The sequence below is a fragment of the Microcystis sp. T1-4 genome (assembly GCF_000297435.1).
Taxonomy (GTDB): domain Bacteria; phylum Cyanobacteriota; class Cyanobacteriia; order Cyanobacteriales; family Microcystaceae; genus Microcystis.
In genome coordinates this window covers 1-15,085 of the sequence record NZ_CAIP01000085.1, presented here as the reverse complement: position 1 = coordinate 15,085, position 15,085 = coordinate 1, and the positions used below count along the sequence as shown (strand labels likewise).

At 41.1% G+C, this 15,085-nt stretch carries 9 protein-coding genes and 1 pseudogene; 4 read left to right on the top strand and 6 right to left on the bottom strand.

Annotated features, from left to right (window positions below; all coding sequences use genetic code 11):
• The 3 genes and pseudogenes from MICAI_RS26835 to MICAI_RS04625 form a co-directional block, all read left to right on the top strand.
• Positions 1 to 340: pseudogene (locus tag MICAI_RS26835) on the top strand (hypothetical protein); the annotation flags it as partial.
• Positions 298 to 1,995, top strand: coding sequence for a hypothetical protein (locus tag MICAI_RS04630; RefSeq protein WP_232306122.1), 1,698 nt, complete (start codon positions 298 to 300; stop codon positions 1,993 to 1,995). The pseudogene MICAI_RS26835 and the gene MICAI_RS04630, both read left to right, overlap by 43 nt.
• Before the next feature lie 88 nt (positions 1,996 to 2,083).
• Positions 2,084 to 3,160 carry a glucokinase gene (locus tag MICAI_RS04625; protein WP_039899597.1) on the top strand — a complete coding sequence of 359 codons (1,077 nt, stop codon included), beginning with the start codon at positions 2,084 to 2,086 and terminating at the stop codon, positions 3,158 to 3,160.
• A 59-nt stretch (positions 3,161 to 3,219) separates the two neighbouring features.
• On the opposite strand, the gene glk is transcribed toward MICAI_RS04625, so the two are convergent.
• The 5 genes from glk to MICAI_RS04600 all read right to left on the bottom strand — a co-directional run bounded on the left by glk (position 3,220) and on the right by MICAI_RS04600 (position 9,560).
• Positions 3,220 to 4,188, bottom strand: a complete 969-nt coding sequence (gene glk / locus MICAI_RS04620; RefSeq protein ID WP_002774652.1) for a glucokinase — start codon at positions 4,186 to 4,188, stop codon at positions 3,220 to 3,222.
• Between the two features lie 324 nt (positions 4,189 to 4,512).
• Positions 4,513 to 7,173 carry an ATP-dependent chaperone ClpB gene (gene clpB / locus MICAI_RS04615; protein WP_039899596.1) on the bottom strand — a complete coding sequence of 887 codons (2,661 nt, stop codon included), beginning with the start codon at positions 7,171 to 7,173 and terminating at the stop codon, positions 4,513 to 4,515.
• Positions 7,174 to 7,735: 562 nt separating this feature from the next.
• Positions 7,736 to 8,221: a GNAT family N-acetyltransferase gene (locus MICAI_RS04610; protein ID WP_008198452.1), complete on the bottom strand. Its 486-nt coding sequence runs from the start codon at positions 8,219 to 8,221 to the stop codon at positions 7,736 to 7,738.
• A 17-nt stretch (positions 8,222 to 8,238) separates the two neighbouring features.
• Complete coding sequence (locus tag MICAI_RS04605) at positions 8,239 to 8,547, bottom strand: hypothetical protein (protein WP_002781238.1); 309 nt, start codon at positions 8,545 to 8,547, stop codon at positions 8,239 to 8,241.
• Between the two features lie 119 nt (positions 8,548 to 8,666).
• Positions 8,667 to 9,560: a methylenetetrahydrofolate reductase gene (locus tag MICAI_RS04600; RefSeq protein ID WP_008198449.1), complete on the bottom strand. Its 894-nt coding sequence runs from the start codon at positions 9,558 to 9,560 to the stop codon at positions 8,667 to 8,669.
• Between the two features lie 229 nt (positions 9,561 to 9,789).
• On the opposite strand from MICAI_RS04600, the gene MICAI_RS04595 reads away from it, so the two are divergent.
• Positions 9,790 to 10,518: a GDSL-type esterase/lipase family protein gene (locus MICAI_RS04595; RefSeq protein ID WP_008198446.1), complete on the top strand. Its 729-nt coding sequence runs from the start codon at positions 9,790 to 9,792 to the stop codon at positions 10,516 to 10,518.
• A 1,589-nt stretch (positions 10,519 to 12,107) separates the two neighbouring features.
• On the opposite strand, the gene MICAI_RS04590 is transcribed toward MICAI_RS04595, so the two are convergent.
• On the bottom strand, positions 12,108 to 14,987 hold the full coding sequence (locus tag MICAI_RS04590) for a UPF0182 family protein (RefSeq protein ID WP_008198444.1): 2,880 nt from the start codon (positions 14,985 to 14,987) through the stop codon (positions 12,108 to 12,110).
• Between the last annotated feature and the right edge of the window lie 98 nt (positions 14,988 to 15,085).

Below are 15,085 nucleotides of genomic sequence, written 5' to 3'. Positions count from 1 at the left end.
TGGGGCAAAAGCTTTTAATCGGCTTAACCTATACCGAGAAATTTTAAACTGTGGACAAATAAATTGTGACAACAGTAATGAGCAGATAGAACTAAGATTGTCTGGTTTAGTTTTAGAAGCTCAAAGTAAATTAAAACCCTATAATCCTATATATACAGCGATTTTTAATCCAAGTTGGGTTGAACAAGAGCGAGCAAAACTTCGTTTATATATTGAAGAATTTGAGAATTGGGAAAAAATGGGAAAAAATGGAAAGAAACTAATAATCTGGCTTATGATCTACAAGAACGTTACTTATTGTACGGAACCAAATGTGATCGGGTACAGCAATGGAGGATAAAATTTAACAAGGATAATGGGAAGCTTTATGAAAAAGAAGGTAATTTTTTGGATCGATCGGAGACTTTTTGGCAAGAAGTCAAAAATTTATTTTCTGATTTACAGATCAATGAAGGGACGATGGAAAGTATAATTCAATCGGCCAATGATTTGACAGGAGGGTTACATAAATTCAATAGAATAGTTTTTAATATTGCTAAAAACAATAACGTTGTAGATTTACAACAGGATGAAGTTCAAGGTCGGCTAGAAGATTTAGTTTTCTCACATCTCAATCTTTTTGAGGAATATGATCAGTTTCAGAAAGATCGAGACCAATTTTTAAATCAGGACGACAGTTTTGAGTTAATTTCTCTCTTTGAAAAAATTACTCAAAACGAGCCGATTCTCTTCGATGAAAAAAATCCACAACATCGTAAACTAAAAGATATGTGTTTTATAATTCTAGATAAGGAGCATAATTTAAGAATACTCAACGAGATTTACGGAAAAATTCTAAATCAAAACTGGATCAAGGAAGTCATGGCGGGACTCCGTCCCTATACAAAAGCTTTTCGAGATTGGCAACATTCGGATCGTCAAGAATCATCTTATTTATTACAAAATAATGATCTAAAACTAGCCCTAGAATGGCTAGGAAAAAAGCCCACACCTAAATTAGAGGAAGGAGAGATTGAATTTGTAATGACCAGTTTAGTGGCGGAAGTCTGGGCGAAAGCTTCACCTTCTGTTCAATCTGAAGCTGTTTTATTGATCAAAACTTTTCGACCATCATTACAAGGGAAAAATAACTACTCCGATTTTCTACTCCGAGAGATTTTACAATGGACAACCTCTCAAACTCCTGCCTTAGAAAAACTTTTAGGATGGGTAAATGAGTCTGAAATTCCTGTCGAAAATAACCGTCAATGGATTGAATCTCTTGTTCGCTCTCATCTTAAGACCTGTAACGCGCAACAATTGTCAGAATATATTGACTTTAAGCATCCCTATAATCACCGTTGGCAGGAGCTTAAAAAACACGACGAAAATTTCTTTTTAACTCTTGATCGCTTCATCTCTCAAAAAAATATTAATCTTGATGAAGAAACCCTCAAAAGATTGAAAGAAACGCTTGACATAAATCCACCAATAGGCGAAAATCTTAACAGATATGAAACTGTTACAAACTTTCATGAACTAGTTTGCTCATTTTTATACGAAAAACTTTCTAAGGTTAACACTATGATTGGACAAAAAGAGTTTGATAAACTTCTTGATGGCATTGTCACAGACGCGGGCGGAGATCTCGAATCAATTTTGATTTTCGATTTAACCGAAGGTTTAGCTCTATACGGCAACCGTGAACTAAAAACTAGCAATCCTTCACTCTATTTTGCTCTTTTTGGAGATGGTGACGAAGGAGGCGAAGCAATTAAAGGCTTTAATTATTTGCTTAATATCGAATCGGCTTTAAGTAATTTCGGAGGGAAAACTGGACGTGGCGATCTTTCCTATTCTATTTTCAAGCTCAAAGAAGGAAGTATGATGGTCTATTTTGTAAAAATAGATATTCCTATTGCTATCTGTTTTATTGCGGCTGAAGGTATCAATATTGGCAATTTACGTCGTCATGGAGCGATCAATATTAGCAAGATTCAAGGCGCAATTTCTTAGATGCAAAATACAATCTAATTTTTTTCGTGTGCGGTCTTTAATTCAATCAAAGGCTATTTACCAATTTATTAAATCGGATGGTTTAACAATGGTTATTCTGGCTGGTGAAATCGGCAAACAAACAACTCAACTAGCTCTTTTTACTCACAAAAGAGATGAAACAGAAAACAGAATAGTTCTGGATTCTTTGTTAGTAGGTCATACTTTTACAACAAAGGATTATGCTGATCAAGGTATGCGGAAAATGGTAGAAGAATTTCTTCAAAATCACCATGATGGTCGAGAAGAAATTTATGGTGCTTGTTTTGGTATTGCTAGCCCAATTAATCATGGTAAAGCCAAAATTAATGCTCAAGACTTCAGCCTTAGTTTTACAGAACATGACTTACGACAGGTATTTCCCTATAAAAATATTCCCTTAGCTTTTATTAATGATATGGAAGCCATTGGTTACGGCATTTTCTTAGGTGATGGAGAGGATAAATTAGAAGAACTTTACACTGCTGAGTATCAATCCAAACCCGAAGATAATCGAGCCTTGATGCTAGTTACTGACGGTCTAGGTCAAGCATTATGGCATAGCTGTTCAGAAGGACAAAAATTAAAACCGATACCTTCTGAAGGGGGACATACTGATTTTGGAGTAAGCAATGACCAAGATATAGAACTTCTAAAATTCTTAAAACGACTGAAACAAGACAAAGATGATAATAGCCCTGTCAGTTATGAATATGTCCTTTCCAGACCTGGTTTGGTCAGAATATATCAGTTTGTGAAAAATCTACCTGAATGGGGAAACCAACCCGATGTGAATGATGCCGATACCATCATACAATTGGCACAATCTGGAAATACACTATGTAAAAATGCCTTAGATCAATTTATTTCTATTTGGGGAGCGCAGGCTGGAAATCTAGCTCTCACTTACAAGGCGGTTGGCGGTGTCTATATTGGAGGTATTTCTATCCCGATTGAAATTTTAAAAGAAGGTAAGTTTCGGGATGCTTTTATTAACAAGGAAGGAGATTTTGGAGAAGACAACAAAAAAGTTTCAATTAAAGTCTTTCAAGAGAAAGATATTGTTCTCTGGGGAGCCGCTCGCCATGCCATTGAATCGGGCTTTGTTACCAAAGGAAAATTTGCAATTATGAGGGCGAATCAATAAAAAGAGCATTGAATCCCCTCACAATCAAGACAACTTCTAGGATTGTCTATCCTATGCTTCTACATTTTTGTAGCAGCGTATTTTACTGCACCTCTTAATCCCTCCAGGGTATTCAAAACAATATGGACAGGAACTTTTTCTAGCAAAACAGGATTAACCCGTGCCTTATCTGTAAATGCCTTAATAAAACTGCCATTCCGCATCAATTCAATATTTTGGGCTGCAATTCCCCCCGCAATATATAAACCGCCAAACGGTAAAAAACTCACCGCCATATCCCCTGCCGCAGCCCCAAAAGCTTCTACAAAAATTGCCATTGTTTGCTGACAAAGAAAATGACCTGCTGCTGCTCCTTTAGCGATCGCCGCCCCAGGATCAGGTTGACTTAAAAAATCACCCGCATCTTCAGAAGCAAACTTGCGATCCTGCAAAAAACGAAAAATATCAACAATTCCTGGGCCAGAAACCACCCGTTCCACATCAACCTTGCCGTCGGCCCGAAGATATGCCAATAACTCCTGAGCTAACAAATTATCAGGAGCAAAACTTTCGTGGCCTCCTTCCGTTGGAAACACTCGATAGCTATCACCTTCAGGAACTGCAAACGCCTTTCCCAGACCCGTACCCGCCCCAATAATAGCGATCGCCGCATCAGGCAAAAATTCACCTTCCTGTAAAGTAACTAAAGATTTATTTTTTTCTAAGACAATATTGTAGCCAATTGCTACAAAATCATTAATAAGACTCACTTTAGCAATGTTCAATTCTTCTTGTAACCGGGCCGCATCTAATTCTGGCCAAGGTAAATTAGTGATTTTACATTTGTTGTTCAGAACAGGGCCAGCCAAAGCAAAACAAGCCTTATAAACATTAGACTCATCACCCAGGAATTGTCGCACTAAAGGAACTAAACCCTCATTGCCGCTCGGATAAATTTCTTCTCGGAGAGTTGATTCATTTTTTCCGTCCGTTTCTACCAAACACAACCTGGTGTTAGTGCCACCAATATCACCGGCTAAAACTAGCATGGATTTAACTACTAACGAAACTGTTCAAGATTATAGCATATCAAATATATTGCGATCTCTGTTCCAATTATCAGAACACTTAAGTAGGGAGGCACAATTATTTGTAGGATGGGTTAGCGGTAGTGTAACATGAGCGGGCGTTGGGTTTCATGCTTCAACCCAACCTACGTTCATCTTATATTTAATTCCACCCACCCACTTAGATTTATTCAGCCAACCATCTGTAAAACCTGTTTAGCTAGATTCACAAGGCCTTTTGTGGCAAAATTTTGTCTATATTGGCTAAATTGATCCGCAGAGGGGGAACATACCCCCTGTCTGGTTTTAATCCGAACTGAGGTTAACCACAGCTAATTCTAATCTTGGCTCTTCCTTTTCTAGCTCCTTTTTGCTAAAACTTAACACCTCATCCAGACAATCAATTACCACCGTATCCCCTTCCATAAAAGCTTGTTCGAGAATTTTTGTGGCTAAAGGATTCTCTAACTCCCGTTGGATAGCGCGTTTTAAAGGTCGCGCACCGTAGGTGGGATCGTAACCAACAGTAACGATATGGTCTTCTGCTGCTGCGGTTAATTCCAGATTGATTTTTTGTTCTGCTAATAATCTTTCCAGACGCTGTAATTGCAGACGAACAATGTAACGCAATTCTTCTTTTTTCAGGGTGTGGAAAATAATTAAATCGTCGATACGATTCAAAAATTCGGGACGAAAATGACTCCGCAAAGCTGTTAAAACCCGTTTCCGCATCTCCTCATAATCGGCATCTTCGGAAACATTTAAAATATGGTCACTGCCAATATTACTGGTCATGACGATAATCGTATTCCGAAAATCCACCACTCGCCCCTGAGAGTCGGTAATGCGCCCATCGTCAAGCACTTGTAATAAAATGTTAAAAACATCCCGATGGGCTTTTTCCACTTCATCCAATAAAACCACAGAATAGGGACGACGACGCACCGCTTCCGATAGTTGTCCCCCTTCCTCGTAACCCACATAACCCGGAGGCGCGCCGATTAACCGCGAAACCGCGTGTTTTTCCATGTATTCCGACATATCGATGCGAACCATGGCTTCTTCGGAGTCGAACAGTAACCCCGCCAAGGCCCGCGCTAACTCGGTTTTACCCACTCCCGTGGGTCCCATAAATAGAAATGAACCAATCGGACGGGAGGGATCTTTCATTCCTGCGCGTGCGCGTCGAATCGCCGCTGCTACTGCCGTGACCGCTTCATTTTGTCCGACCACTTTTTTCTGTAAATGAGACTCCAATTCTAATAATTTTTGTCGTTCCGATTCCATTAAACGATTGACGGGAATTCCCGTCCAACGGGCAACTATTTCGGCGATATCGGCATCAGTTACCTGTTGTCTTAATAGGGTTGCCCCGGCAACTTGAATCGTTTCTAGTTCTTTTTCTTTTGCTTCTAATTCCCCTTGTAAAATTTCCAGTTTGCCATACTTTAATTGGGCCGCTTTATTGAGATCATAAGCTCGTTCCGCCTGTTCCACCTGTAGGCGCAATTGTTCTTCTTCCTCTCGCAATAATTTAATTTCCTCGGCAATATGTTTTTCTGTTTGCCATTGGTCAGCGAGAGGCTTTTGTTTACTTTCTAATTCCTCAATTTCTTCGATAATTCTTTCTAAACGCTCTTGAAAAGCTCGATCTTTTTTCTCCTCTTTTTCTAAAGAGAATTTTTCCATCTGTAACTGCATTAAGCGACGATCTATCATTTCCAAATCGGCGGGTTTAGTGGTACTTTCTACCTCTAACTTTGCCGCCGCTTCATCGACTAAATCGATCGCTTTATCCGGTAAAAAGCGATCGCTAATATAACGATGGGATAGGGTAGCTGCTGCCACTAGGGCCGAATCGGTAATTGTCACCCCATGATGCAGCTCATAACGTTCTTTTAAACCCCGGAGAATCGAGATAGTATCCTCCACGGAAGGTTCCTTAATATAAACCTGTTGAAAACGTCTTTCTAAAGGGGGATCCTTTTCAATATGATTGCGATATTCATCTAAAGTTGTCGCCCCAATACAGCGCAATTCTCCCCGAGCTAACATAGGTTTTAATAGGTTGCCCGCATCCATCGATCCTCCTTCCCTAGAACCCGCACCGACAACAGTATGTAGTTCGTCGATAAAGAGAATAATTTGCCCTTCTGATTGGGTCACTTCTTTCATGACTGACCGCAATCTTTCCTCGAATTCGCCTCGATATTTTGCCCCAGCGATTAAACTTCCCATATCGAGGGAAATTAACTGACGATTTTTCAAAGATTCGGGAACATCTCCGTTAACAATCCTTTGGGCCAATCCTTCAGCAATAGCGGTTTTTCCTACCCCCGGTTCACCGATTAAAACCGGGTTATTTTTAGACCGTCGCGAGAGGACTTGTACCACCCGTCGAATTTCTTCATCGCGACCGATAACCGGGTCTAATTTGCCTTCTTTGGCCGCCGCTGTTAAATCCCGGCCATATTTATCTAAAGCTTCGTATTTTTCCTCTTGATTGGGTTCAGTAACCTTTTGAGTACCGCGAATCGCTTTGATGGCTAATTCTAAATCTTGGGGGTCAAGATTGAAAGTGCGTAAACATTTCCGGCCAACCCTTTCATCTTCGGCAAAACCGACGAGAAGATGTTCGACGGAGATAAATTTATCTTGCCAACTTTCCCGGGATGCTTCCGCTCGATCGAGCAGCAGATCGAGACCACGACCTAGGTATAATTGATCGACGATGGCCACTTTTGGCTGTCGGTTGGTGAAGACTTCTAGCTGTTGTTGCAGTCGGGGAATTTCTATATTAGCTTTTTGTAAAATCCGGGTGGCTAGACCGTTATTCTGCTCTAGGAGGGCAATAATAACGTGTTCCACCTCTAAGGTCTGATTTTTGAAGCGTCGCGCAATTTCTTGCGATTTAACGATCGAATCCCAAGCTTGTTCGGTAAATTTATTCGAGTCTGTGGGTTGCATTCTGCACCAATGAGGAAAGCCAGTGTCAGAGGTATAGTATAGCAAGGAGTCTCGATCGATCACAAAGTTCCAGACTCGACAAAGGGTCTGACTGGAAAGAGGGTGTGGGGTGTAGGGTGTAGGGTGTGGGGTGTAGGGTGTGGGGAGAATAAATAAAAAAGTCTCCTATCTCCTATCTCCTGACTCCTATCTCCTGACTTGAAAATAGAAGCTGAAATAAGGCAAATTCGTCAATCATACTAAATCCGTTGAGCATAGGCCACATATCAGGAGAGGCACTCCTGCGAGTGAAGTGACTCTCAAATTATTACAGATGCGTCAGCGGCTGCGTGTAAGCATCCCACCGAAAAACTAATGCGCTCCGGGGTTTGGGGGGTTCTACCCCCCAAAAGCTTGGATTGAGTAATCAGATCTGAAGTAATACTAAATCCGTCGAGTATAGGTTACATATCAGGAGAGGCACTCCTGCAAAAGGGGGAATAAATAATCAGTTTTTAATAACCGGATTTAGGATCAGAATATTTTCATGCTTGACGGTGTAACTTGTTGCATCGGGACTGACTTATTTATCACTATTACCCAATTGGGTTAAAGCAGTCCCGGTGAGGCGACAAATTTGCCACTCTTTGAAGACCTTAGCCCCCATTTTTCCATAAAAATCGATCGCCAGTTGATTCCACTCTAAGACAGTCCATTCTAAAAGTCCTGCATCCCTAGCGACGGCAATTTTAGCCACAGCCATTAGTAAAGCTTTGCCGATCCCTTGACTGCGATAATCGGGTAAAACGAAGATATCTTCGAGGTAAATCCCCGGTTTAGTCAGAAAGGTGGAATAATTAGCAAAAAATAGAGCAAAACCGACTATTTTACCCTCTACCTCCGCCACCAATGCTTCGATGTAGGGTTTTTCTCCGAATAAATGCTCGCCTAAAGCTTGACTATTTCCTGTCATTAAATGGCTGAGTTCTTGATAGGCCGCTAAGGCAACAATTAAGTCAAAAATAGCCTTGACATCGGTAGCAACGGCAGCACGGATGGAATAATTCATGATTGCTAGTCAAAATTTTAATGCTGATGATGTTTATGGGGAGATTCAGCAGGGGGAGAATTAAGATTGGAAAAATGACCGTTATTTAATCCCATCCCAACGCTACCAATACTGAAAAGTCCCATGGACACAAAACCGGCTGCAATTGTCCCCATGGCCACGGTTCCAATGGAAACTACTCCCATAGGAACAATACCGATGGAAATAACGCCCATGGGAACAATACCAATGGAAATTATACCAGTGGGGGCAATACCGATCGACAACCATTTTCGCCCGGAATTACCACAACTATTCTCTTTTTCTTGACCTAGATTGGAATCCATGCTTTTAACCCCGAAGATGCTTTGAGCCTTACCATACTAGGTTAGGGGTAGAATTCTTGTCAAAAGACCAGTAGTCAAAATGAAAGTTAATTTTTTATAAAAACTATTGACTTTTCATCTTAGTTATGTATTGGCGGGATACCAGCCACGTCGAGAATTTTTGGGACTAAATCCTCCCGTTTAATCGCCATGATGTGGACACCTTGACATAACTGCTGGGCTAATTTTATTTGTTCGGCGGCGATTTTGATGCCTTCTTCGAGGGGATGGGGTGCGTCGGCGAGTCTTTGAATGATCTGATCGGGAATTTGTACCCCTGGCACATTTTTATTTAAAAATACGGCATTTTTAGCTGATTTTAACAGAAAAATCCCCGCTAGAATCGGTTTATCGGCCAGGGAGGCCACCTGTTGCATGAACTTATCAAGACAATCGAAATCCGTAACTAATTGACTTTGAAAAAACTGCGCTCCCGCTTCGATTTTACGCTCAAAACGGCTTTGAAGACCAGACCAACTTTTTGACTGCACATCGACGGCAGCCCCGGCAAAAAGCTCTAGGGGTCCATCAGGTAAAGATTTATCGTTAAAGTCAAAACCTTTATTTAATTTATCGATTAATTTTAACAAACGTACCGATTCTAGGTCAAAAACTGCCCTAGCTTTGGGATGATCTCCTGCTTTGACGGGATCTCCGGTTAAAGCTAGTATATTTCTCAATCCCAAAGCATGAGCGCCCATGAGATCTGCTTGTAATCCGATCACATTGCGATCGCGACAGGCCATTTGACAGATGGGTTCGATGTCGTGTTGATAGAGAATAGCGGAGGCAGCCAGAGAGGACATTCGCACTACGGCGCGACTGCCATCGGTGATATTAGCCGCATGAACACGATTTTTTAGCCAGAGGGCCATTTCTAGCATATGACTGGTATTACCACCTTTCGGGGGAGTAATCTCGGCTGTAATCAAAAATTCTTGGTCTTGAACCGCGCGTTGTAAACGAGTAGTCATCGAGTTATCTAGGTTTTAACCATAAATTTTATAGCAGATTTAGCCCGGAAATGACTCGGAGGCAAGGAATGATCATCGGGCTGCGTGCTTTATACTGGTCAGTGCCAGTGCTTGGCTGATATCAGATGAGTTAACTGGCAGGAAAAATTTTCTAATGTAGTATAATACACGGACAGTTTAACCAAATTCGTTTACAAGTGTAAAGGACAACCGATTCGATCGAGCGATCATGCAAACTCTTTCTCGTTTACCTACTAAAGACAAAGCCGTAATCATGACCCATCCCCTCAAAATCGTCGCTTTAGGAGATAGCCTTGTTTATGGCTATGGCGACCCCGTGGGTGGCGGTTGGGCCGAGCGCCTACGTCGTTTGTGGATGGAAAGTGCCGGTCATGCCCTGTATAATTTGGGGATTCGCGGCGATCGAGTGGTACAAGTGTCCGAACGTTTAGAACAGGAATTTCGTCTCAGGGGAGAAATTCGCAATCGTCTCCCCGACCTGATTCTTCTCTCCGTCGGTGTTAATGATACAGCCCGTTTAGGCCGGCCCGATGGTCGTACCTATACCGATCACGATCTTTTTCAAACTCAAATCGAACATTTACTCGGCAGGGCCCGTTCTCTTTGTCCGGTTTTGTTTATAGGCATGATTCCCGTGGATGAGCGGAAAATGCCCTTTTTAGATTGCTTTTACTTCAACCATCGCGATCAGTATTCTTTTAAAGAAACCACTAAACAAGCTTGTCTAGAGCAAAATATTCCCTATCTGGATTTATTTGATCTCTGGATGAACCGGGGTGATCTGTGGTGCCAAGAAAGATTAATGCAAGATGGACTTCATCCCAATGTGCAAGGCTATCAATCAATTTTAGAGGATATTTTAAACTGGTCGCCCCTCACCTCCTTTGTCGGTGTGGATGGTTTTATTCAACCGTTCACAGGAATTGCACAAAAGTGATGTCCTCTGTTATCAGTGGATCTAGCGGCGTTACAGAAACCAGAAGAGCCGGTAAAGAAACCGGTCAAACCCTGTTAGTCTAAACTCCAGAGCTGAGAAACGCTGTAAGTCTTACATTATGGCTTGTTTCGGGGCATAAAACGCTCAAAAACATGGCTAAAGAGGGAATCGCTGACTCTAGAGATTAATGACATCGATGATCAGGTTAGCGATCGCTATACAGCCAACTCTACGGAATCGCTCCACTCTAGATATAGTCAACGGTACGGCCCTTTTCAAGGAGAAATATACCCAGTGGCTGCTTGTCAATTTTTTCTGAGAAGCTTCATGCAGTAAGGGTTTTGTCAATTACTTTCTCAGAAGTAATTCTCAGAAAGGGGAGCATCTCACCTTTGTAACCCCTAAATCAGGTTTTTATGTCAAGCTATTTTGAAAGCCTTGCTAGAAACCAGTTTTATAGATAAGTATAATTACTCACTTGCATAAATGAGATGCTCCCTCAGAAAGCTAAAACCGTGGGTAATGCTGTAGGAGGTGGTGGTTTGTGCAAGAACTGAAGTACTAAGTCCGAAAACTACCCCAGTACCCAAAACGACTGAAAAAACGGTTCGATAAGATGTAGTCATCATAAGCAATAGAATTCCTGTGTTCAAGTCAGGGCCGATGATATTCCTTAATGATGCTGAATGTTCCCAGAAGTTTATGTTAATTTTGTGTAGCTGTTGAGGAGACATAGTGCGCTGGATAAACATACTAGCTATGGCTAAAAGTCTTACAGAGCCTGAGTTAAAGCAATATAACACTAATGAACTACTGAGTGCAAAATCCTGAAGTCTTTACGCAAATAGGGTTTGAGTCCAGGATTTTTAAATTTGGACTTTCGACCATTATAGCTTGTTTCGGGGCAGAAAACGCTCAAAAACACGACTAAAGAGGGAATCGCTGACTCTAGAGATTAATGACACTATCTGTTACAATCAGGTCGGCGATCGCTATATAGCCAACTCTACGGAATCGCTCCACTCTAGATAGGGCTTGCTGAAAAAGTTTTTCGTGGGGGCAGAGTGTGGGCTTCGGCCATGAGCTCAGTGTTCGACAAAAGCTCACGCGGCTCGACTGAGCGTTCGACAAAAGCTCACCCCGAAGTCTCGCCGAACGTCCGAGGTCTGAACAGGTGTGGGGTTTTACCCATTTTCAGGGGGTCAATTACCTAATTTTCAGGGAAAAAGTGCCTAATTTTTCCCCCCGATCACTGGAAGGGGTAGCACTTTTTGATTTCAAAAAAGCCTAAACATATTATCCAACAAGGTTTTTAGATTTATTCAGCCAACCTTAGATATAGTCAACGGTACGGCCCTTTTCAATGGGAAATATATCCAGTAGCCGCCTGTCAATTTTTTCTGAGAAGCTTCATGCAGTAAGAGTTTTGTTGATTTTTTAGTATTTCTGTATGGGGGAAGTCCAGTTATTATCTTTCTCAATCTATAAGAATTTGCCAAGGGAAATTCTTTAGGAAATTCTTGTAGATTGAGGATCGTTCTGGAACCAGCATCAGCTTTCTAGCTAATTTGGGGCCAATTAGCGGCAATTTAGCTCTGATGGCCTGAGAATAACTTTTCTAAAGCTTCCTTCAGGGTTGGTTCCATGACAATTTTATTTTGATAAGCAACTGTTACTCTAGCGATTGTCGGGACACTATTTTGGTCTGCCACTAGATACAAAGGTTCTACATAAAGCAGCGATTGTTCAATGGGAATAATTAATAGGTGTCCCTGCAAAACTTTAGAACCGTCTCGATTCCAAAGGGAAATCTGTTGAGAAATATCTGGATCTTGGTTAATTAAAGCCTCAATTTGATTCGGTCCGTACACTAACCTTTGTTTAGGAAATTGATAGAGTAATAACTTACCATACTCTCTATCGTCTGAACGCGCTGCCAACCAAGCGATTAAATTTTGCCGACTAGAGGGAGTATAGGGATGGAGGAGAATAAATTCTTCTTTGTCGGCATCGGGCAGTTTCATGATTAAATAATAGGGTGATACAGCCTGGGGTTCCGTGCCGTAAATTTCTAGGGGAATTTCCCATTGATCCTCCCGATTATAAAATACTTGCGGATCGGTCATGTGATAGGTTAATAATCTTTCCGCTTGGGTACTAAATAAATCTTCAGGATAACGGATATGACTGCGGATAGTTTTCGGCATTTCTGCTAAAGATTTAAAGAGATGAGGAAAGATTTTACTCCACGTCTGAATAATTGGATCATTTTCATCGGCAACATAGAAATTCACCGTTCCATGATAGGCATCCACTACCACTTTCACCGAATTGCGAATATAGTTAAATTTATCTTTCCCGGGGTCAGAATAGGGATAGCGATCACTGATAGTATAAGCATCGATAATCCAATGTAATTTACTACTACTATCGCCCACATCTGCCGCTACTAAATAGGGATTGCGATCATAATTTAAAAAAGGGGCGATAGTTTGCACGCGATTTTGGATATCACGACGCATTAATAGCCGAGTTTCGGGAGTAAAATCTTGGCTAAATAACATTTGCCAATCCCGCAGATAAAGGGCAAATAGCCAACGTCTCCACCCCTTCCCAATTAGGATCCCTCCCTTTCCATCGTAGGTATTATAGACATTTCCATCCCCGCTAGGAAAATCCAATTCTTCTGCGGTGGTGGGAGTCATCACATAATTATTAGTTAATTCCCCGTAGTAAATTCGGGGTTTACCAATGGGAATGCTATAATCAATTAATTCGCTAGAGGTTTGTAGAGCCCCTTCGTCTTTATTTGTGCCGATATCTTTGACAAAATAGTAGGGTAAACCCCCGGCAGCGACTAAATTAACAGGGGAAAGAGTGAACCCGTAACCGTGGGTATAAACGAGATGTTTATTCACCCAAGTATTAGCAGTAGTGGGAACCGCACTATAATCTAATTCTCTAGCGGCAATAATGGTCTGTTGTTTTTCCGATATTTGACGTTCCTCGATTTTTTCAGGCACTCCCACTCGCACTCGATAGCGATCGATATCAGCATCGGGGAATTTATAATATAAGCGAATTTGCTGTAATTGTCGGTTAGTTTCTAGCAGTGGTTTGGTGTCCCAAAGACGAATATTATCGATAGTTAGATGATTTCTCTCTAAAACTTCGGCATTTAATTCGGCCTGTGGATCGAAAACTTGGGCATCAATTCTATCTAAGGAAAAAGCCGCTCTTGTGGATTGAATACTTCTTTCAATATAGGGTCTTTCTCTCACTAATTCATTCGGTTGTACGATTATTCTTTGTAATCCTCCACTGATAATTGTGCCACTGATCCAAACAATTAAATATAGAAATACAGGAACTAAGTAGGGGAAAAATAACAACTTTTTCTTGGCGATTTTGTGTAATTTGCGACGGTTTATTTTACCAAATAATGCTTTTTCTCCTAACCATATAGAGGTTATTGCTGCAATAATTCCCAGAATAATTTCAATAAATTGACCAACATGAGCATCGATATAACCTGCACCATAAACTACTCCTTCGGGAGAATAAAGTAGCAGGTAACGCTGAATAATATGGTGTAATACTAGCAGCCCCATTAACCCACTCCACAGAGCGTATAAATGACGCAGTTGCGGACGGGAAAACCCCTGGAATTTTCCCTGAGAAAGACTATCACCTGAAAAAAGATAGGTTAAACTAACGGCAAAAAGAGTATATATTCCCACACCACTGAGCCATAATTCTAGTAACTGCCACAGGGGTAATTGAAAGATGTAAAAACCTAAATCATTCCCGTATTGAGGATCGTTAATATTGAAAGGAACACCATAAAAATATTTTAAAAAATTCGCCCACTGCCCAGCAATAATGAAAGATAGCGTTACAGTGAATACTATAGATATTATTCGCAAAAAATACTCGGTTTTAATTAATAATCCCAAGACTAAAAAAGCGATAATTACCCCTTGCCAAAGATTACTGGAAATATCGGTTAATACTTGCCTAATCCAAACTATTTGCAGAGGAGAACTTAGGGAAGAACTGAGGTTAGGGAGATTAAAATCTGGTGTCCAGAGACTGAGGGCTAGTTTACTGTAATACAATAACATTGACCCGATCCAAGCTCCAATTCCCGTTGCGATAATCAAAAGGCCGAGTAAATTAATACTAGGAGATTGAGGACTAAGAGGATAACTATCTTCCTGGGGTTTTTGCCAACGAAAACGCTGGGCTAAACGTAAATTTGTAAAAATAAAGAGTAAAGAAAGAATCGCACTTCCCCAACCTAATCCTAGTTGCCAAGATAATTGCTTCAGGAAAGTGTTTAAATAACCCATCTCGGTAAACCAGAGGCTATTGGCTACCACTAATACCCCCAACTGCCCGATCACAAGGCAGCCGAGAAAAAGTAAAATAGGTTTAGCGATCGAGCTTCGGTTATGTCTGATCAGCATAAATAAAGTGATAAGGGAGAGTCTTTTTTTATTCTAGCGATTCTCGTCGGGTGCATCTCACATTTACAGAAATCCGGAAAATCAGCAATTAGTCAGTG

Coding starts and splice junctions, on each gene's coding strand:
- MICAI_RS04625 (WP_039899597.1), top strand. CDS start 2,084: ATGGTTATTCTGGCTGGTGAAATCGGCAAACAAACAACTCAACTAGCT.
- glk (WP_002774652.1), bottom strand. CDS start 4,188: ATGCTAGTTTTAGCCGGTGATATTGGTGGCACTAACACCAGGTTGTGT.
- clpB (WP_039899596.1), bottom strand. CDS start 7,173: ATGCAACCCACAGACTCGAATAAATTTACCGAACAAGCTTGGGATTCG.
- MICAI_RS04610 (WP_008198452.1), bottom strand. CDS start 8,221: ATGAATTATTCCATCCGTGCTGCCGTTGCTACCGATGTCAAGGCTATT.
- MICAI_RS04605 (WP_002781238.1), bottom strand. CDS start 8,547: ATGGATTCCAATCTAGGTCAAGAAAAAGAGAATAGTTGTGGTAATTCC.
- MICAI_RS04600 (WP_008198449.1), bottom strand. CDS start 9,560: ATGACTACTCGTTTACAACGCGCGGTTCAAGACCAAGAATTTTTGATT.
- MICAI_RS04595 (WP_008198446.1), top strand. CDS start 9,790: ATGCAAACTCTTTCTCGTTTACCTACTAAAGACAAAGCCGTAATCATG.
- MICAI_RS04590 (WP_008198444.1), bottom strand. CDS start 14,987: ATGCTGATCAGACATAACCGAAGCTCGATCGCTAAACCTATTTTACTT.